General features: G+C 43.7%; 13 protein-coding genes. 1 reads left to right on the plus strand and 12 read right to left on the minus strand.

Annotation, left to right across the window (positions count from 1 at the left end; genetic code table 11):
- Positions 1–49: 49 nt before the first annotated feature.
- From ACMQ5W_RS17665 to ACMQ5W_RS17680, 4 genes are all read right to left on the minus strand, one after another.
- Positions 50–1,318, minus strand: a complete 1,269-nt coding sequence (locus ACMQ5W_RS17665; protein WP_419026305.1) for a sigma-54 interaction domain-containing protein — start codon at positions 1,316–1,318, stop codon at positions 50–52.
- A 101-nt stretch (positions 1,319–1,419) separates the two neighbouring features.
- Positions 1,420–2,358: a DMT family transporter gene (locus ACMQ5W_RS17670; protein WP_419026306.1), complete on the minus strand. Its 939-nt coding sequence runs from the start codon at positions 2,356–2,358 to the stop codon at positions 1,420–1,422.
- Positions 2,359–2,376: 18 nt separating this feature from the next.
- Complete coding sequence (gene holA / locus ACMQ5W_RS17675; protein ID WP_419026307.1) at positions 2,377–3,423, minus strand: DNA polymerase III subunit delta; 1,047 nt, start codon at positions 3,421–3,423, stop codon at positions 2,377–2,379.
- Positions 3,405–5,615, minus strand: coding sequence for a DNA internalization-related competence protein ComEC/Rec2 (locus ACMQ5W_RS17680; RefSeq protein ID WP_419026308.1), 2,211 nt, complete (start codon positions 5,613–5,615; stop codon positions 3,405–3,407). Before ACMQ5W_RS17680 ends, holA begins: the two co-directional genes overlap by 19 nt.
- A 358-nt stretch (positions 5,616–5,973) precedes the next feature.
- On the opposite strand from ACMQ5W_RS17680, the gene ACMQ5W_RS17685 reads away from it, so the two are divergent.
- Positions 5,974–8,952 carry a transglycosylase domain-containing protein gene (locus ACMQ5W_RS17685; protein WP_419026309.1) on the plus strand — a complete coding sequence of 993 codons (2,979 nt, stop codon included), beginning with the start codon at positions 5,974–5,976 and terminating at the stop codon, positions 8,950–8,952.
- Between the two features lie 92 nt (positions 8,953–9,044).
- Here the strand turns inward: ACMQ5W_RS17685 and ACMQ5W_RS17690 are convergent, their stop codons facing one another.
- The 8 genes from ACMQ5W_RS17690 to ACMQ5W_RS17725 all read right to left on the minus strand — a co-directional run bounded on the left by ACMQ5W_RS17690 (position 9,045) and on the right by ACMQ5W_RS17725 (position 18,477).
- Positions 9,045–10,892: a Xaa-Pro dipeptidyl-peptidase gene (locus ACMQ5W_RS17690; protein ID WP_419026310.1), complete on the minus strand. Its 1,848-nt coding sequence runs from the start codon at positions 10,890–10,892 to the stop codon at positions 9,045–9,047.
- Positions 10,893–10,911: 19 nt separating this feature from the next.
- Positions 10,912–12,171: an MFS transporter gene (locus ACMQ5W_RS17695; RefSeq protein WP_148491853.1), complete on the minus strand. Its 1,260-nt coding sequence runs from the start codon at positions 12,169–12,171 to the stop codon at positions 10,912–10,914.
- Complete coding sequence (locus tag ACMQ5W_RS17700; RefSeq protein ID WP_419026311.1) at positions 12,164–13,687, minus strand: carboxypeptidase M32; 1,524 nt, start codon at positions 13,685–13,687, stop codon at positions 12,164–12,166. The genes ACMQ5W_RS17695 and ACMQ5W_RS17700 overlap by 8 nt, the downstream gene beginning before the upstream one ends.
- A gap of 22 nt (positions 13,688–13,709) precedes the next feature.
- A complete protein-coding gene (locus ACMQ5W_RS17705) occupies positions 13,710–14,237 on the minus strand; it encodes a helix-turn-helix transcriptional regulator (protein WP_419026312.1) in 528 nt (175 codons plus the stop codon).
- Between the two features lie 165 nt (positions 14,238–14,402).
- Complete coding sequence (gene rpe, locus ACMQ5W_RS17710; protein WP_419026313.1) at positions 14,403–15,056, minus strand: ribulose-phosphate 3-epimerase; 654 nt, start codon at positions 15,054–15,056, stop codon at positions 14,403–14,405.
- A gap of 20 nt (positions 15,057–15,076) precedes the next feature.
- Entirely contained in the window at positions 15,077–15,943 is an 867-nt protein-coding gene (rsgA, locus tag ACMQ5W_RS17715) for a ribosome small subunit-dependent GTPase A (RefSeq protein WP_419026314.1), read from the minus strand.
- 12 nt (positions 15,944–15,955) lie between these two features.
- On the minus strand, positions 15,956–17,737 hold the full coding sequence (pknB, locus tag ACMQ5W_RS17720) for a Stk1 family PASTA domain-containing Ser/Thr kinase (RefSeq protein ID WP_419026315.1): 1,782 nt from the start codon (positions 17,735–17,737) through the stop codon (positions 15,956–15,958).
- A complete protein-coding gene (locus tag ACMQ5W_RS17725; protein ID WP_419026316.1) occupies positions 17,734–18,477 on the minus strand; it encodes a Stp1/IreP family PP2C-type Ser/Thr phosphatase in 744 nt (247 codons plus the stop codon). Before ACMQ5W_RS17725 ends, pknB begins: the two co-directional genes overlap by 4 nt.
- Positions 18,478–18,487 lie beyond the last annotated feature (10 nt).

Below are 18,487 nucleotides of genomic sequence, written 5' to 3' on the forward strand. Positions count from 1 at the left end.
ATGCAAGATTTTGCTGCAAATATTTGCATTATTGCAAAATCTTGCAAACCTAAATGCCGAGCTTTCTACATCTGTAATATAGAGTGCGCAAGGGAATGCCTAAATCGACTGCAGCCTTGTTCTTATCACCGTTATGGCGGGAAATCGCATCCTCTATGCACTGTCTTTCTGCAAGCTCTACGGCCTCTTTCAGATTCATAGGCAGCCTTGGCTTGACTTCTTTCTCTTGCCCTGCATTTTTTAACGGCCGGATTGTTTCGCCACGTAACGCAGCATCTATGTCTTCCGCTGTCATAATGACTTCATTTTCATCCATGTTGATCAAGGCGCGGGACAACACGTTTTCCAGCTCCCTTACGTTTCCATACCACGCTCTTTGCTGTAGAATATCAATTGCTGACGGTTCAATTTCTGAGATTTTTCTATTGTAAAACTCATTATATTGATTTAAAAGGTACTCGGCGATGAGTCCAATGTCTTCCTTTCGTTCCCTAAGGGGCGGAATGAAGAGCGGAAAAACGTTGAGCCTGTAATAGAGATCTTCTCGAAAGCTGCCTTCTGCAATCATTTCTTCTAAAGGTTTATTGGTAGCGCAGATGATCCTCACATCGACAGCAATGGTTTCTGTGGAACCTACAGGCATGACTTCTTTTTCCTGTAATACACGTAGCAGCTTTACCTGCATTTTGGAAGAGATATCTCCGATTTCGTCCAGAAACAAGGTCCCTCTGTCTGCTTCTTGAAACAGCCCCCTCTTTCCTCCTCTGCGCGCCCCGGTAAACGCGCCTTCTTTGTAGCCGAAGAGTTCGCTTTCCAGAAGTTCCTCCGGCAACGAAGAGCAGTTGATTTTGATAAACTTTTCAGTCCTTCTGGGGCTGTTGTTGTGTATGGCGTTGGCAAAGATTTCTTTCCCAGTACCGCTCTCTCCACGAATCATAATGGTCGCAGGCGTCATCGCTGCAATCTTTGCAGTGTTGATCACTTTCAGCAGTTCCTTGTTTTTCCCTATAATATCTTTAAAGCTGTATTTCACTTGTACCTTACGCAGTTTTTGATTCAGGCGGTCCAATTCCCTTTTCAGACGATTTACTTCGGAAATGTCATGATATATTACGATTTTTCCTGTCTTACACGTTCCTTTATATATGTACTGTTCGTCTTCCACAAGTTCTGTATTGCTGCGCTTTATCATCTTCTCGTAATATGGATTGCTATAGACAACTTCACCTTGCATATTTTGTATGCAGATAGCATCCGAAGCTGCATCGAAAATCGGCTTTACTTCTGTTATGATTTCTTCAATATCATTCCATGACATAAGGGGCTCCTTTGCAATTTTTTGCATTTCATCTGACGATACTTCTTAAATTGTTATAAAAAAAGAGCTATCTAGTCATAGCTCCTTTCTGAAAATTTCATTCAGGACGACTGTTGATCGACATCTTCGGCCTCTGCAATGCTTGCCGCCGCTTCTTTTTTCCTGCCCAGATTTTTGAAGTCCACTTCTGTCACAAAGAGGGCAGCAATCATAATAACTGCTCCAATATAGGACTTTATCGAGAGAACTTCACCTGCCAGGAAGAAGGCCACAACGCCTGCAAAGACAGGTTCTAAGGTGAAAATAATGCCTACATGCGCCGCCGTCGTATATTGCTGTGCAATGGCCTGCACGATGAAAGCCAGTCCTGTACAGAAGATAGACAAAAATGCCACACTGATAAAAATTTGCGGCGAAGTCGGCAGATGTGGCTGTTCAAAGATAAATGCAAGCACCAGCATGTATGCACCCGTTACGCCTAACTGAAAAACGCCTAATTGAAAGGCATCGACCTTCTCATGAGAAACTGCTTTTTCTGTCAAAATCAGATCTACCGCATAAGCAATGGCTCCTACAATACAGAAAATATCTCCCTTCAAATTTCCCATATTGAAAGAAAAATCATCTTTTAAAGTCAGAAGCATAATCCCGATCAGACTCATCGTCACCGCGATGATAATTTTCCGATGGGGCTTCTTTTTAAAGAGAATCATCTCCAGCATTGGAACAAAGATTACCGTCAAAGCACACAAGAATCCTGAATTGGACAAGGTGGTATATTTTACGCCAAAAGTGGCGCCAGAATAAACGAAGATTAAAACGGTGCCAATCAGAAAGCTGTACTGCAGCGTCGTCTTATTGACTGTCTTCAATTTTTGAAAAGCAAAAATTCCCGCCACAAAAAATGCTCCTAAAAAACGATGGGCGTTAAGGGTGAAGGAATCCATATCTGCCAGAGATACATCGATCAAATAGTAAGAAATTCCCCAGCAAAGGGTTACTACGATCAACATTAAGTCTGCTTTTAACTGCGTTTTCATATTGCACCTCTCTTCATATCAAATACCAGCGATAAACATTTCCAAGGCCATTTGTCCGTCTAAAAGTCCAGTTTTAATATTCCGATCCACTTCGTAGATACCTGATAAAGTGTTTTTCAGCTTTTCGACAGAATATTTGTTAGCGTAAGGAATCAGCTTCTTAATCCGGTATTCACTGCCACCCAGTTTTTTGTGCATGGAAGAAAGGTCTAAACCATCTTCTCGCATCTGTCTGACTGAAAGCATCAGTTCAAACTGCGATACGATGGCGCCGATAATGGAAAAGGGATCACTGCCGGAATGAAGCATATTATAGAGGATTTGGAATGCTCTATCCTTCTGATTGCTGCTGATACCGTCCAGCATGTCGAAGACAAAAGTATCCAAATCGCCGCAGACAGTCCTCTCGATATCCTCCTCCGTCACCTTGCTGCCGTCGCTGTGTGCGACAATTTTCTGAATATCATTTTCAAAATTGAAGAGTCGGTAATCACTCTCCTTGTTGAAATAACCTGTAGTGTCAATGAGCATCTGCAGGGCCCTGGCCGTGATATCCACGCCAGAAGCGCGAAATCTCTTCTTTGCAAAGGATGAGAACTCCGCCTTATCAATCTTGTCAAAATCATAACGCTGCGCCTTCTTTTTCAGTGCCGCTGGCAGTATAGCAGAAGCTTTGATTTCCTCGCTGGAAAAAATTAAAATCGTTTTATCATTGCTGCTGGCGATGTATTCCGCCAGACCTTTGACTTCTTCTTTTGCATAACCTTTAGCACTATCGCTGGTCAAGGGCTTAAAATTCCTCACCCAGACGATCCGCCGCTCCGAAAACATAGAAAAAGTTTCGCAGGCTTCGATGACCTGACTGCAAGATGCATTTTCCTCGTCCAGGACTACGTAGTCCATGGAGAGGGTCGCAGGGTTGACATATTTTTTTACCAGCGTATCAACAGCCCATTTCACCAGATATTGCTCGATGCCATACATCAAAATAACCTGGCCAATATTGCCACTCTTCAGATTCTCCGAAAATACTTTAAAGCTGTGTTTTACTGGTTTTTTGTACATATTGTAATGTTTCCTTTTCTATTGATGATGCCGACTGCTCCCGATTGGTCAGTCCTAAATATCATTATACCTTTTTTTCGCAATTTTTCAATGACCACGTTGCTGGGATGACCATAATTATTTTTCCCCACACTGATCACTGCGACAGTCGGTTTTACCGCGTCTAAAAAAATATCACTCGTGCTGTAGGGGCTGCCGTGATGAGCCACTTTTAAAATATCTGATTGGAGCACAGTCGTCCCCTTATATTTCTCCACTAGCGCCCTTTCTCCTTCCTCCGTGATATCTCCGGTAATTAAAGCAGAAATGCCGTGGCTATGAATTTTAAAAATCAAACTGTTCAAGTTCTCATCATCCACATCCGGATTCTGCTCCTCGGGCCAGAGAATATCAATCCACTGCGTTTTGTTGAGGACAATCCGCTGACCAGCTCTGTCTTTCGTCAAAAGTCGTTTCACATCGAAACATTCGGATAGCTGACGTAATCCGAGATAGTGGTCCGTATGTAGATGAGTAGCTGCAGCCAGTTCTACCGTCCCTATCCCATTTTTCAGAAGGTAGGGTTTTAAAGTTTTTTCTCCAATGTTATAGTTCCTATTTCCGCCTCCATCGAAGAGCAGATTTCTCCCGTCATCGCACTTCATATGAATACAGTCTCCCTGACCCACATCGACAAAGATAATAGCGGCCCGATCAAAAGGAGTAAACCAAGCAAAAAAGGAAAAGATAACCATGAGGATCATAAAACCAGTCTGCGGTATCAGTAATCGAAACGCTTTTCTTTTGAAATAGATGCGGAAGTGTTCTGATGATATGAGGAACATCAATCCGTACAATAGGCAGATTCCCCAAAGGGGTGGCGATACCACATCAAAGGAGAACATGCCATCTGCAGCGAAAAATCGATTGATTTCAATGACGAAGGTTCCTAGTCCATTGAGGCAGTCTGACAGCAGAGGAAAGAGTTGTTCCGTAATGGTAAACCACAAGAATCCTGTGATTCCAACAGGTACCAGCAGAGAAATCATAAAAACCACAGGAATGTTACACAATATACCTATAAAAGAGATATAGTTAAAATTATATGCTATATACGGCATCAAGCCTAGCTGGACAGAAATCATAACCGATAATGTGCTGCAGAACTTTTTCTCTAACAGTGGTGAGAAAAAAATCAGAGAAAGGACAGCTAAAAATGACATCTGAAAGCTGGCACCCATGACCGCATAAGGATTATCAATCACAATCAGCAAGGCTGCCGCGGCTAAAGCTGTCGCAGTATCATACCTGCGATCCCATAAATTCCCCAGGAGGACGAGCACGATTAAAAAAATCGCCCTCGTCACAGAGATAGACCAGAGGGTGGCAGTACCATACACAGCCAGCAGGAAGCAGAAAAGCCCCGCCATGAAAGGAGACTTTCTTCTTCCAATGGCTTTTCTGTAAAGACCATAAAGAATTCCCACATGAAGTCCGCTGACAGCGAGAATATGAGCGGTTCCATTTTTCTGAAATTCCTTGTAGATATCCTCCTCCAGACTGTCGGTATCGCCAAAAAGGACGCCTTTGATGAAACCCTTTACAGCAGAGTCAACGCGCAGTTGTTCCATCAGTTTTTCTCTCCTGGTCAGAATAAAACGTTTGATTTTATCTGTAAGCGAAGGATCGTTTGCTGCAACTTGGTATCCATCAATCACAGCGGTAAAAAAAGTCTTTTTCGTTTTTAGATATAGAGCATAATCAAAAGTTCTCGGATTTCCAGCAGGCTTTGGTCTTGCCACAGCTGCAGTGAAAGTGATTTCACAGCCAATTAAGTTCCAATATTCGTTCATCGAATGATAATAAGAGCAAAGCAAACGTTCTCCGTCTACATTACAGTGTAATTTGTAGTTTTCTTCATCCAGCTGCTCTACTCCTGTCACCGTGGCTGATAACACTGAGGGTTTGCCTATTTGTTGAAAAAGCTGCCCGTGTTCCGCAGAATAGTTGGTATACGACAACAAAAAGCATCCTGTGCAGAAGGATATCAGGAGGCATCGAAAAAATTTCTGTTGTTTTGAAATCTTACAGAAGAAAGAGAGCAGTATCAGGCATAAGAACGGCAGTAACCACCGCACCTGTAGATCGATCCATTCCGTCGTCACAATACCTGCAATCATTAGAATTGCAATTGATAGTAATTTTCTTCTCATTTTGTCCTCAATGGACACCTAACTCATATTTACATATTATACCATTTATCAAATGAATGCAACTTTTTCTCATAATTTTTCTGAAAATGGAAATATCGGTTAACTTTAGTGGTGTATTATGGTATAATGGTTCCGTTCATCTTAGCAGCGTTGCTGTGAGGTGGGAACCATTGAATCATGTGCTTCGATTCTAATTAAAAGGGTTGCACGATGGTATAATGGTTCCGTTCATCTTAACAGCGTTGCTGTGAGGTGGGAACTATTGAATTGTGTGCTTCAATACTGCGTTTAGAAAGAATGCACATGATACAATACAAACTAAGGAGTTCGCTCTTTAGGGAAAGGATCACAACAATAAATGCGTAGCGATAAAAGAAAAAATAAGAACAGATTTAGAAAGAACAAAGAGGCAGGAACTTCCGTTGCCAATGCAGACGGCACAGCCACAAAAAAAAGATACCGGCTGAACAAGAAGCAGTTCTTCAAATTCCTGCTTGCATTGATTCTCGTCATGATTATCGGCGTAGCTATTTTTGTCGGCGTGGTCATCGCACAGGCTCCAAAGATTGATACCGATAAAATCTATGACATTCTGACAGAGAGCACCATCATATACGATGATAACGGAAAAGAAATCGATACCGTCTACACAGAAGCCAACCGAAGCAACGTGGAGTACAAAGATCTCCCCGAGAATTTGGTCAACGCCTTTGTCGCACTGGAGGACAAGACGTTCTGGGATCATCACGGATTTAACTTCATCAGAATTTTCGGCGCTATTAAGGAGGCTGTTTTCTCTGGAGGGGATGTCAGTGGTACCAGTACCATTACACAGCAGCTGGCTCGTAACTTGTTCCTCCGTGAAACCATGTTCGACCATTCCATCAAAAGGAAAATCATCGAGGCCTACTATACAATCATTTTAGAGAAGAATCTGACCAAAGAGCAGATTATGGAAGCGTATCTGAATACCATCAACTTCGGTTACAACAGCAACGGTGTACAGGCGGCGGCTCAAGCATATTTTTCAAAAGACGTCAAAAATCTGACCATTGCACAGTGTGCTGCACTAGCTGCACTGCCGCAGGCTCCAACACATTTTCAGCTGGTAGAAGTGGTGGGCAATGACGACGTATCCACAAAAGATCAAAACATCATCAAGAGGACTTCCAACGGGACTTACATAGCCAATGATGCCAGTAAGGAACGTAGAATTACTTGCCTCAAGCTGATGCTGGAGCAGGGATATATTACGCAGGATCAGTATGACAAAGCGTCTAAGAGATCACTAAAGAAAATGCTCAATCCGACTTACAACGGTGCGTCTACTGAAGCGGATTATTTTGCTGACTATGTCATCAATGAAGTGATCGATGATTTGATGGAGGAAAAAGGCTATAGTTACGAAAATGCATGGGATAAGGTTTATAACGGAGGAATCAAGATTCACTCCACCATGGACTCTCAGGCACAGAGCGTCATCGAAAACGAATTTGACAATGACGCCAATTTCCCTAACGCAATTATCAACTTAGACGGCAATGGAAATGTCGTCAACAAGTACGGCCAGGTCATATTATACGACTATAATGATTATTTCGATAAAGACGGTAATTTTACCTTCAAAACTGACGAAATTGTCAAGAGAAAAGATGGCTCTATGATTATCAGAGCCAACAAGAGACTCAATATCTACACTACAGAAGTCAACGGCGAGACCGATTATAGTATCGAGTTCAAAGATTTGTACTTACAGGAAAACGGCAATCCGTATTCTATCGCTGGCGGATACATCAACATCCCGCAGCAGTATAAGTCTAAAAACAAAAAGGGAAATGTCGTCATTTCTGCGGACTTTTTTAAGGATGAACAATATAAAGACTTCTTTATATTTAACGACGACGGTACGGTAACCATCCCTTCCAAGTCCTATGACTTAAATCAAAAAGTCATCCAGCCACAAGCTGCCATGACCATCGTAGAAAACAGTACCGGCAATATCAAGGCCATGGTCGGCGGCAGAAAAACTTCGGGAAGAATGCTCTACAACAGAGCGACCAGCCCTCGTCAGCCAGGATCTTCGATCAAACCGTTGGGCGTTTACTCAGCAGCAATTCAGCAGAGTGCAGAAGAAGCAGCCAGTGGAAAAAAACACACATTTACTGATTTTGGCATCGATGAGCAGGGAGCGGATCTCTGGGGCAACTACTTGACAGCCGGTTCGGTCGTTATAGATGAGAAGACTACAATCAACGGCAGTGTCTGGCCGCAGAACGCCGGGGGTGGATACTCCGGTCCGCAGACCATGCGCTCTGCGCTGCAGCAATCCATCAATACTTGTGCGGTCAAAATATTCCTGCAGGTCGGCGCTAGTTATTCGGCTGATTTAGTAAAAAAGTTCGGCATTTCCACTATCGATACAGAAGGATCTGTCAGCGACCTGAACCCAGCTGCTCTGGCATTGGGCGGTATGACTAACGGTGTAACCACCCTGGATATGGCTAGTGCCTACTCCTCTTTCCCAAACAACGGAACACGTAAAGATACTTCCTCTTACACGGAAGTTCTCGACAGCAGCGGCAAGAAGCTTTTAACAAATAAAAACGCAAAGTCACATCGCGTTCTGGATTCAGGTGTTGCCTGGATTATGACTGATATGTTGAAGTCTGTAGTTACCAGTGGACTCGGTTCACCGGCATCTATCTCCGGCGTTCAGGCCGGCGGTAAGACTGGTACTACCGATGATCAGTTCGACATCTGGTTCGACGGCTTCACCCCTTCATACTCCGCTTCTCTGTGGATAGGAAATGACCAGAATTTCCAACTGACCAGCATGAGTTCTTATGCGGCCAGCTTGTGGGGAAAAATTATGAATCAGATCAGCGGTGCAAAGGTCGGCTCATACAAGAGCGTACCTTCCAACGTCATCTATACTGGCGGAGAATATTATATCAGCGGCACTCAAGGCGGCGCTAAATCTCTCAAAAATCTGGAAAAAACCGTAACAATTTGTACTGAGTCAGGCTATCTGGCTACGCCGGATTGCCCTCATACCGAGAAGAAGACCTATAAGACCTACGGTGATGACGCAGAGGATGCACCAAAATACTACTGTAATATTCACAACAGTGATACAGACAAATATCCGATCAATCCAAAGGACAAAACAAAGCCGAAAGATCCGGTAAAACCACCTGATGAGGAGGAACCGGAGAGTCCAGAAAAGCCGGAGGATCCTGGCGGAGACGATAAGCCGCCAGTAGATCCGGATAATCCAGATGATCCAAACAATCCAGATACACCGGGTGGAGATACTGGTGATAAACCAGCGGCCTAAAAAGAATATGGATAATTTAAGAGGGTGCCTGACGGCACCCTCGTTTTTTATTATTTAGGCAATATCAAAGATTCCTATTTCTATATTTTTATTTATCTCAGCAGCGGTATTTTCACGTCAATTGACGCAGTATCTACCACTATATGCGTGACTGTATCCGGTCGCTGTGTAGCTTCAGCGTCGATTCCATATAGGATCAGTCCCAATTGATGGCCTTCCGCCAGCGTGTGGTCTGTGGGCACCATATCAAAGCTGTAGTGATACTTTCGCCCCTGCACGATCTCTTGTTTGCTCCAGAGAGACTCGCGGTTCTGCGCATTGAGCCACCCGCGCGAAATTACCTTGAAAGCTGAAGGTTCTGCTTCGTAACCGAAGGTGAATTCTCCATTTTCTGCTTTCACCTCTTCTGCAGTAAGGCGTTTTTCTTTCCCTAAATCTACCAGCATAGCACTGAGAATGGCTGTCGGCTTGTCAATCACGGCATCGAAGGAAACTTTCACTGTTCCTGTAATACGCAACGGTCCATTCCCCTCTGCGATGGGATTCCAAAGGAACTTCAACCGATTCCGATAAGAGGTTTCTTCACTGAGAATCAGCTCCTGCAGCCAATCTGCCAGGTTGTCTTCTTTCTTGTCATAAACGGTTTTCGATAAATCATCTACGATGACCTGGCTTTCATTTTTTCCTTCAATGGGAAATTGTTCATAAGCCCAGCCGGCCGGAGGCCAGGTGTCCGACTTCATCCAAAGCCCTTGATCCAAGTTGCTTTCCACTAAGACCTTTGCTTCCCCTTCAATGCCGTTCTCAATTCCATAGAGATAGTGTTCCAGCCATCTTTCCATGATTTCCAAAGTGGATGATCCCTTCAGGTGATAGATATAAACGTGTTCTCCTTGATGGAGTATCATTTTTCTCTGAATATCAAACTTCTCCAATGCTTTGAAGAATGGAATACACTGATTTGTTTTGACATTCCAATCATTGATGCCATGTATAATCAAAACCGACGCCTTTATATTGGGAACTTGATTCAGATAGTTTCGTTCGTCCCAGAAGCGATTGTAATTGGCGGAAAGACGGTCTTCTCCTTCTTCCAATCTGTCCAGTGCCTGGCGATAGACCCCCTTTACTTTCTCATAGTCCAGTGGATCTTTGGCACGGCTGAAACAATATTTGGCTAAAATATCCAGATCATCTCCCTGCCATCCGAGAGCGGGAACATTCAGTCCGTTATATCTATAATAAGCGTACCAATTAGAAATCGCTGCCTCCGGGATGATTGTTTTCAGTCCACAGACGCCAGTAGCTGCTACGCCGATACACATGGTGCCCAGATAAGATTTTGCTGACATCGCCACATTGCCGGTACACCAGCCCGCTTTTACTTCGATATTGTCCGTCTTATTTGTAAAAGCTCTGCATCTCCCGTTCAGCCAATCGATAACCGATTTAAAGGCGAGGATTTCTTCGCGGGAGCCTGTCAAAGTCAAGCCTTCCGAATCTCTCGTCCCCAAACCGGCGCAAAATACTGAAGCATATCCCCTCTGATTGAAATAGTCATAGACTTCAGATATGCATTCAAGTTCCGGCTCTTCATCGATGCAGGCGTGATCAGCAAAACCAGTAGTCGCTCTTACCTGTAAAGGTTCTGCTTCCCTTCCCCTGCTGAAATCAAATCGAAGTTCTTCTTCCTGTATATTCTGTGTTGGATAAGCTTTAACTTCCTGATTTACATCGTGGGGAATATACCAGTCCTCATTACAGCTCATCATATACGGGTTGGCCACATAGATTGCCGGCACTCTTTCGCCCCGCAGGGTCACCTGTGGCCTTCTGATATATACTGCAATGAGATCCAGCTTTCCGTCTCCGTCCGTATCCACAGGCGTTTCAACGTACACCTTCTCTAAAATACTTGTGTTTTCTTCTCTATTTCTCATAATTGTCCTTCTCTAACTGCTATTTTTTTACCTTCTTTAGATATCTCATCCAGATGCAGACAAATACAACGCCGAGGATCAGCATACCGATTAAGAAGCCAAAATACTGCCTGTATCCAGTTACACCAGGATTCTGGTCGATGAGGATACCTGCCAATACAGAGCAGAAAATTTCCGGCAGATAGCCTACTGTAGAGATGACGCCTGCTGCAGTTCCAGAGTATTTCTCCGGAATCGCGCCTTCATCCATCATTGCCCATGTCATGGCGTAATTGACATTATAGAATACATAAATGACGATAAACAAAATTGTGAAAACCGTTATGCTTCCTGCATGGGTTGGCAGCAGCAAAATACCAGTCGTACCTGCCGCCATGACGATAAATGAAATCAAGAGCATTCTGCCAGTACCGATTTTGTCTGTCACATAACCGCCTCCGACGCTGCCAAAGAGGGAAAACCACCTCTTTAAGGCTGCCAATGTCGCTGCAAAAGTGACGGTAGCCCCTAGTATTCCAGTTGCATATGGTGTAAAATAATAGAGGGATAGGGTGAAGACATAATTGCAGAATGTAACAATGCCAATGATCCAGACTGCAGGTAACTTTAGCACTTCCCCTATTCCTTTAAATGAAATCCTCTCACTTGCTTCGATTTTATCGTCCTTTACCGTCAGGAAAGCCAAAACCCCCATCAAAACAGTCAGAACGGAATAGAATATGATGACAAATCTCATTCCCTGTGCTTGATTATCCATTTGACCAGCGCCAATCCGAAAGGCTGCTACAGCTGCCATAGCCATCAATGCTGCACCAATCCCTCTGCCTCCTTCAAAGAAACCAAAGGCTTTTCCCTGGTCTCCAGAGCCCGACAAAATGCGAACTGCTTTGACGCATGCCGGCCAGAATGCAAACAAGGAGCTGATACCCCAAAATGCATATAAACCGACAAGGGCTGCGAAGTTCAGCGGCAATAGATGAATGAATCCACCGATTCCCGTACCAATCAGGGAAACGGAAAGAATTGTCCTCGTAGAAAAACGGTCTGCCACGATACCGCCGAATAGATAGGAAATCATGCCGAATACACCGAGCACACTTCCGAAGATACCCATCTGTATGTTGGTAAGATGGTAAGTCTCTAAATAAACATCGTAATAGTCAAAACGAAAATACGGCAGACCATAGATAATCGCCCCACCGAAGGCTACGATCAGGATCGCCAGAAAGTTCTTGGACATCGTTTCTCCCAGTCCAATTTTGCTAAGTATTTTACTCATTTGCTTTCTCCTTTAGATTTAATTTATATACCTCGGAATATTTCTTCCGCAAGTAGTCGATATAATATTTTGGATTGAGAGGCTCTTTCGCCGCTGCCTCCATGAGCTGGTCAAAGGAATAGACTGCTCCATATTGAAAGATATGTTCGGCAAGCCAGTCGTTAATCGTGTCGAAATGGCCGTCTGCTAGAAGCTGATCAAAGCTGCCGTGTTCTCTTTCGATGCTGGCTGTAAGTTGTGTCGCTGCAATGTTGGATACAAAGTAGAGAGGAAAATAGCCGATATAACCTGCCGCCCAATGGATGTCCTGTAAAATCCCCTCTCTGTCATTAGAGGGAGTAATCCCCAGATACTTTTCATACTTTTCTTTCCAAAGAGCTGGCAACTCACTGACTTTAATCCGTCTGTTGATCAAATCCTTTTCCAGTTCATAACGAATGATGACATGAAGTGTATAAGTCAATTCATCTGCGTCTAAACGAATTAAAGACGGCTGTAAGAAGTTCACATCTTCGAAGATCTCCTGAGCGCTGACCGTTGCCAGTTCCGGGATCAGTTTTGTCAGTTTCGGATGAAAAAAAGTCCAAAAACCTTTATTCCGTCCGATGACATTTTCGTACAATCTCCCGATAGCCTCTTCTAGGGCAAAGGACGCACCTTCTGCCAAAAAAGTCCCTAACAAGTCCTTATCAATCGACTGCTGATAAATGCCTCTTCCCCCTTCGTGCAGGACATTAAAAATTCCCGTTTTCAAATCGTCTTCTTGATAGGAATTGACGATTCTCACGTCAGAAGGTGAATTTGCCAGTATGGTAGGATGGGCTCCGATATCTACCCTGCCTGCATGGAACTGGAAACCCAAATCTGACAGCATGATTTCCCATAAGGCTTGCTGCCGGCTTCCCTCTACCGACGGTAATTTGATATGCTGCCGTTTCTCCCCGCTTTCCTGTATTTCCTTTGTAAAATCTATCAGAAATTTCTTGATTTCCTCTGTCAGTGCATCAACTTCACTGACAGTCAAATTTTCTTCGTAATAGCCCAGCAGTGCATCGTAAGGGTCATCTGCATAGCCCCAATATTCTGCAAAGCGGATAAAGGTTTCTACGATTGATTCCAGATAAGGTTCGAACAGGTGAAAATCAGCCTTTGCCTTGGCCTCTTCCCACACCTGTTCTGCTACAGCGATCAGCTCGATGTACTCCTGATATTCTTTTTCTGGAATGCGATTTACATAAGCTGAATTTCGTTTAATTCTTTTGATCATGGATTCTGTGACAACATCATTTTCTTTGTGTCCGTCAAAGAATTTGAGATAATCATCAAACTGATTGCTGGTCAAAAGTTTATATTGTTCATTTGCCATAAAAGACATGACCTTACTTCTATATTCGATGCCATCTTTGGGCATATATGTAATCTTGTCCCAATAAACCAAAGAGTTCATGGTGTACTTGATGTATTCAATTTTACTGATCAATTCTTTAAATTCTCGTAGCTTTGATGCATAAGTCACGTTACCGCCTCCTCTTTGGCTGTTATTTTAAATTGTATTGCGTAAAGAAAGGGTGGAGGGTATTGCCGCTGAAATCTTTTTTCACTGGCATCTCCTCTTCTGCTGGGGGCTCCCCTTCTATTATTTTTCGCTGTTTAACGATTGATTCATCTTCGATCTGTTCTAACAGAGCCAATAGAATTTTCGCTTCTCTCTTTGATTTCTGTAAATTGAACTTGTGACTTCTCACCGTGGCGGCGCTGATTCCCATTTCTTCACAAATTTGTTTATTGTCTTTTTCTAAATACATTCCCGTAAGCACATCTTTTTGAATCTGGGATAAACCGTTGACTTGCTTGTCCAAATTCAATAAGCCGCGAAAGACACCGCCGTGCTGATCAAAGATGTGCTCCTGCACTGCTCTTTCTGCAGTAACCATCCTGCCCTGAGAACGATAGACAATTCCCTCTTCATATATTTCGCCGCAAAAAATGCAGGTACATGATGCATCCTGTGCTGATTTGGCATACCCGAGAGTTAATTCTTCTAATGTCAGTTCTTTAAATTCCATAGTATCTCCATTTTCAAACAAATTTATCATTCGTTTACTAATAAATAAACTTTAACACATTTTGTTTGTATCATCAACAGTTTTTTGAAAATTCACGTCAACGAGGTTTCCAATATATACAAATGGCAGAAATGAGGGAATATCAAAGAACGCCTGGAATATCAATTATTCCAGGCGTTCTTTAAATTCTTTCACTCGTTTTTCTATATCCTCTGCACCGAAGACGGCAGATCCTGCTACAAAGATATCGCAGCCGGCAGCTGCCACCTCTCTTATATTATCTAAACTGATGCCGCCGTCAATTTCGATTACATACCCATACCCGTTTTTCTTTCTCTGCTGGTCTAGCTGCTTGATTTTCTCTATGGCGGCGGGGATGAACTTTTGACCGCCGAAACCAGGGTTGACTGACATCACTAAGACTAAGTCAACATCCTCTAAAATGCAATCTAAGGTGGACACTGGCGTTGCTGGATTGACAGCGACACCGCATTTTACGCCTTTCGATTTGATGTTCTGCAGTGTACGATGCAGATGTACGCAGGCTTCTTGATGTACGACGATATATTCTGTCTTTTCTGTTACAAAATCAGCTAAGTAATCATCCGGGTGTTCAATCATCAGATGGACGTCATAGGGGCTGGTGTTCCACTTGTTTAAAGATTTCATCACAGCGGCACCAAAACTGATGTTAGGTACAAAATGACCGTCCATCACATCTACATGCACATAATCTGCGCCTGCCTGACTGATCTGGCTGGCCTGTTCTCCCAGTCTGGAAAAATCGGCAGATAGTATCGATGGGGCTAATTTTTTCATAATCTGTTCTCCATTGCTCATTAATACTTTTTACGTTTTTTTATTTCTTCTAAGTTCATGAGGTAGGATTCATATCTCACTTTATGAATCCGTCCCTCGTTCACTGCCTCCAGCACCTTGCATCCCGGTTCGCTCTTGTGCCTGCAGTCATCAAACCTGCACTGTCCTTTGTAGGCGGCAATTTCTGGATAATAATCGGCTAAATCATCCTCTTCGGCTTCCAGGATGTCAAAAGAAGTGAATCCCGGTGTATCGAAGACGAAACCACCACCCAGAACTTCGAAAATTTCCACATGCCTGGTCGTGTGTCTGCCTCTGTCCGTTTTTTGACTCACCGTCCCCGTCTCCATATTAGCCTCTGGTATGATTAAGTTGGTTATAGTTGATTTCCCAACACCAGAAGGGCCTGCAAAGGCGGCTTTTCTTCCTTCGATGCGACGCAGAAGCTGGTCAATCCCCATTCCCGTCTTTCCACTGGCTGTGATGACTGGATAAACAGACGCATAAATTGATTGTATCTCTTTTAAATCCTCTTCAGAGACCAAATCGCACTTGTTGATACAGAGTATGGGATCAATGCCGTTCTGTTCCGCCATAATTAGAAACTTGTCTATAACCGTGAAATTAGGCTTTGGCTTTGCTGCCGCAAAGACCACGATAAAGCAATCAACGTTTGCGATAGGCGGTCTGATAAAGTGATTTTTTCGTTCCTCAATAGTATTGATGACTCCGTCTCCGTCAGGCAGGACTTCGAGATCTACGTTATCCCCTACGGCAAGGGTGATGCCATCTTTTTTGAATATTCCTCGTCCTTTTGCCTGATAAACGCCTTCAGCGGTTTTTACATAGTAAAAACCGCCGATTCCTTTTATGATTAATCCTTTCATACGTTGTTACCGTTAACCCTCATTTCCATTAGCGGTGTTTTCATCGTCACCGCCGTCGTCAGGCTCATCAGGTTCATCGGGCTCATCCGGTGGTGCGACAACCGGCGCCCCCTTGCTGACGGTGATTGTAACAGTGCTTCCTTCTTCTGCTTTCGTCTCGGCAGACGGATCTTGGTTAATGACGATACCTTTGGAATAAGTTGTGCTTTCCGCATATTCAATATTGACCTTAAATCCTTCTTTTTTCAATTTTTTGGTCGCTTCTTCCACGGTAAGACCCGTCACATATGGAACTGTTTTCTCTTCTTTATACTGCGAACCATTACTGATCACAATCGTCACTTCCGTGCCGGCGTCGACTTCATCATTAGCACCTGGACTTAATGCAATAATTGTGCCCTTCTCCTTATCGCTATCGTCTTCCCGCACATCACCAAACTTAAGCCCGGCAGCTTCCAAGGCCGCTTTGACTGTGGATTCATCAAACATGTCTCCAATTAAATCTGGCACAATGGTTTTTTCTTTCCCCGAACTGATCATGACGGTGATAGTATCTCCTTTTTCAACTTTCTCATTGGCATCTGGCGTCTGATGTGCGATTTTACCTTCTTCCACTTCGTCACTCGGAACATCGTCACCCTTCTTAATCTTCAGATCCATCTTCTCTAAGATTTCTTCTGCTTCTTCATAAGTTTTACCCGTCAGATCCGGTGCTTTCAATCCGCCGCCGATGACTCCAAGGGCATATAACACGCCGAAAACGGCGGCGATGACCACTGCCGCACCAACTACAGAAGCAATAATCATCTTTTTCTTATTCTTATTTGCCGCCTTTTCCTTGCTCGCTTTTGCTTTTACTTTCTTGGCTGGTTTTTCCTTGGATTTAGGCAGTACCTCCTCCACTTCTTTGCGGCGGTTCATCTCTTGAAACTCCTCCACGTCAGATGCCGCAAAAACGGAATTGCCTACCATTTTCGTGACAAATTCTATATTGTCAAGGTCTTCCAAAAATTCATCAGCAGATTTGTAACGATTCGACTGATATTTGTCCGTAGCCTTCATTACCAGCTTTTCGAGAGCTGGCGGAATGCCCGGAACCAGTTCAGACGGCGGCGTAATCTCGTCATTGATATGCATCAAAGCGACCTGTACGGGATTCTCTCCATCAAAAGGAACCTGTCCAGTCAGCATCTCATAGAGAACGATGCCCAGAGAATAAATATCTGAGCGCTCATCTACATAGGCACCTCTCGCCTGTTCCGGCGAAAAGTAATGGACAGATCCAATCACTCTGCTGGTTTCCGTAACCAGCGTCGAATCACTGACAGCCTTTGCGATACCAAAGTCCGCCAGTTTAGCCATGCCGTCTTTCGTAATCATGATGTTATGCGGTTTTACATCTCTGTGTATGATATGATTTCGATGTGCCACACTGAGGGCGGAAGCAACCTGTTTGATAATCTCAATAGAGGTCTTGTAATCCATCGGCGCCCGCTCTTCAATGATATCGCTGAGTGGACGGCCGTCGATCAGTTCCATGACGATAAAGTGAATATTGCCTTCTTTACCGACATCATAGACGCTGACGATATTAGGATGCTGAAGTCCCGCTGCTGCCTGGGATTCACGCTTAAAATTTTCTACAAACTGCGCATCTTTTGTGAATTCAGGACGCAGTATTTTGATAGCAACATATCGATTGAGCAGTCTGCATCTGGCCTTATAGACTACCGCCATACCGCCTTCGCCGATTTTTTCAATTAGTTCATATCTGCCTGCAAGTAATTTACTCATTTGATATCTTCCTCCGTAACTTTCAAGACTACCATAGTAATGTTATCACTGCCACCGTTTTCATTTGCCATCTCTACCAGTTCATTACAAATGTCTGTCATGGATTTTTCTTCTTTCAGCACTGTAATCAATTGTTCTTCGCCCACTTCTCCATAAAGCCCGTCTGTACAAATCAATACGATGTCGTCTGCCCTGATAGGCAGGGAGAAGAAATCCGCATCGACCGTATAGTCTGCTCCTACAGCCCTTGTTATCATGTTCTTATTTTCATGGTTCATCGCTTCGTCTTCAGAAATCAGACCAGCTTTCAGCAGTGTATTTACATAGGTATGGTCTTCTGTTATCTGTTGTAGAACATCATCACGGAACACATACGCTCTGCTATCACCTACGTTTATTATGTAAATGGTATTTCCTTGAACATATGCGCAGACCACCGTCGTCGCCATACCTTTGTTAGCCTCTATCCGCTGGGACAGTTCCAAAACTTTGAAATTTGCATTTTTTAAGCAGTCTTCAAAATAGTCCTGCACCTGCTCTACTGATTGTATTTCACGCAAAGGATGGGTTTCAACGTAATTTGCGATTTCATTTACCGCAAGCCTGCTGGCTATTTCCCCCGAATTGTTTCCACCGACTCCATCTGCGACAATAAAGACTTTGTCTTTCTTCATAACAAAACAAGCGTCTTCATTGTTGCTGCGTCTCCTGCCCTTGTCAGTTTTGAAACCAACTTCCATTTAAATCTCC

The sequence above is a fragment of the Emergencia sp. genome, from assembly GCF_048465375.1.
Taxonomy (GTDB): Bacteria; Bacillota; Clostridia; order Peptostreptococcales; family Anaerovoracaceae; genus Senimuribacter.

Coding starts and splice junctions, on each gene's coding strand:
- ACMQ5W_RS17685 (WP_419026309.1), top strand. CDS start 5,974: ATGCGTAGCGATAAAAGAAAAAATAAGAACAGATTTAGAAAGAACAAA.
- rpe (WP_419026313.1), bottom strand. CDS start 15,056: ATGAAAAAATTAGCCCCATCGATACTATCTGCCGATTTTTCCAGACTG.
- ACMQ5W_RS17725 (WP_419026316.1), bottom strand. CDS start 18,477: ATGGAAGTTGGTTTCAAAACTGACAAGGGCAGGAGACGCAGCAACAAT.
- ACMQ5W_RS17665 (WP_419026305.1), bottom strand. CDS start 1,318: ATGTCATGGAATGATATTGAAGAAATCATAACAGAAGTAAAGCCGATT.
- ACMQ5W_RS17690 (WP_419026310.1), bottom strand. CDS start 10,892: ATGAGAAATAGAGAAGAAAACACAAGTATTTTAGAGAAGGTGTACGTT.
- ACMQ5W_RS17695 (WP_148491853.1), bottom strand. CDS start 12,171: ATGAGTAAAATACTTAGCAAAATTGGACTGGGAGAAACGATGTCCAAG.
- rsgA (WP_419026314.1), bottom strand. CDS start 15,943: ATGAAAGGATTAATCATAAAAGGAATCGGCGGTTTTTACTATGTAAAA.
- ACMQ5W_RS17705 (WP_419026312.1), bottom strand. CDS start 14,237: ATGGAATTTAAAGAACTGACATTAGAAGAATTAACTCTCGGGTATGCC.
- ACMQ5W_RS17670 (WP_419026306.1), bottom strand. CDS start 2,358: ATGAAAACGCAGTTAAAAGCAGACTTAATGTTGATCGTAGTAACCCTT.
- ACMQ5W_RS17680 (WP_419026308.1), bottom strand. CDS start 5,615: ATGAGAAGAAAATTACTATCAATTGCAATTCTAATGATTGCAGGTATT.
- holA (WP_419026307.1), bottom strand. CDS start 3,423: ATGTACAAAAAACCAGTAAAACACAGCTTTAAAGTATTTTCGGAGAAT.
- pknB (WP_419026315.1), bottom strand. CDS start 17,737: ATGAGTAAATTACTTGCAGGCAGATATGAACTAATTGAAAAAATCGGC.